Raw genomic sequence first — 1,079 nt, 5'->3', positions numbered from 1 at the left:
TGAGGCTTCATTTAATGCAGCAAAAGCAAACGCTGGAGCATTATATAGTCCACAAAATTTTAGAGTTGTGGATGGGACACCTAGTGGATGGTTGAAGGTTAAAACATGGGAAGGCGAGAAATGGCTGAATCTAGATGGAGAAGAAAGATTCATAAACAAATCATTCTATGCGTATAACGAGCCCTCATTTAGCTCAGGCAAAGCAAACGCTGGAGCATTATATAGTCCGCAGAATTTTAGAATAATAGATGGAACAACTAGTGGATGGTTAAAGATTAAAACATGGGAAGGCGACAAGTGGATGAATTTAAATGCGGAAGATACAAGCGTAGAATTCTACGTGGAAGCTACTGCATACAGCGTAGAAGGTAGTCCACCACATGAAAGAATTACGGCGGCTGGAATAGACATAGGAAAAAATCCTAACATCAAGTTAATTGCAGTTGATCCTAAAGTGATTAAACTAGGAACAAAGGTTTGGGTTGAAGGATACGGTGATGCAATTGCTGGAGATACAGGTGGGGCTATTAAAGGCAATAAAATTGATGTTCTGTTTCCTACAGAAAAGCAAGCACGTGAATGGGGACGTAAAAAAGTGAGAATTAAAATAATGAAATAGGATATATCTATTCTTTGCTTCGAAAATTATATATTAGACAAAATAAAAGGGAGGATATTTTTATGTTTAAGAAAAGTATAGGAATCTTATTATTCTTTATTCTATCTATCTCGACATTTAGTATGGTAACTCACGCTGCTAATAGTTCAGAATACGTGAATCAATCATTCTATGGGTATAAAGAACCATCTTTTAATTCAGCTAAAACAAATGGCGGATCAGAGTATGGTGCTCAAAATGTAGGAGTCATGGAAAAAAGAGATAATGGCTGGTGGAAGATTGAAACATGGGAAGGTCCAGTTTGGATTAACTTAAATGGGGAAGAACGTGTTATGGGAGATTTCTATGCATATGATGAACCTTCTTTCTCATCAAAGGTTGCGAATGCTGGAGCGAAGTACGGGCGACAAACATTTAGAATAGTAGATGGAACAACAGATGGTTGGCTAAAATTTAAGAC

General features: G+C 37.2%; 1 protein-coding gene and 1 pseudogene. Both read left to right on the top strand.

What is annotated here, in order from left to right:
* Positions 1-619, top strand: a 619-nt coding sequence (locus ABWK52_RS21510) for a 3D domain-containing protein (RefSeq protein WP_353772121.1), incomplete at its 5' end; no start/stop codon positions are given.
* A 62-nt stretch (positions 620-681) separates the two neighbouring features.
* Positions 682-1,079, top strand: a pseudogene (locus tag ABWK52_RS21505) (hypothetical protein); the annotation flags it as partial.

The organism is Bacillus sp. AP50 (assembly GCF_040492675.1).
Classification (GTDB): Bacteria; Bacillota; Bacilli; order Bacillales; family Bacillaceae_G; genus Bacillus_A; species Bacillus_A cereus.
This window is presented reverse-complemented; position numbering and strand designations above follow the sequence as displayed.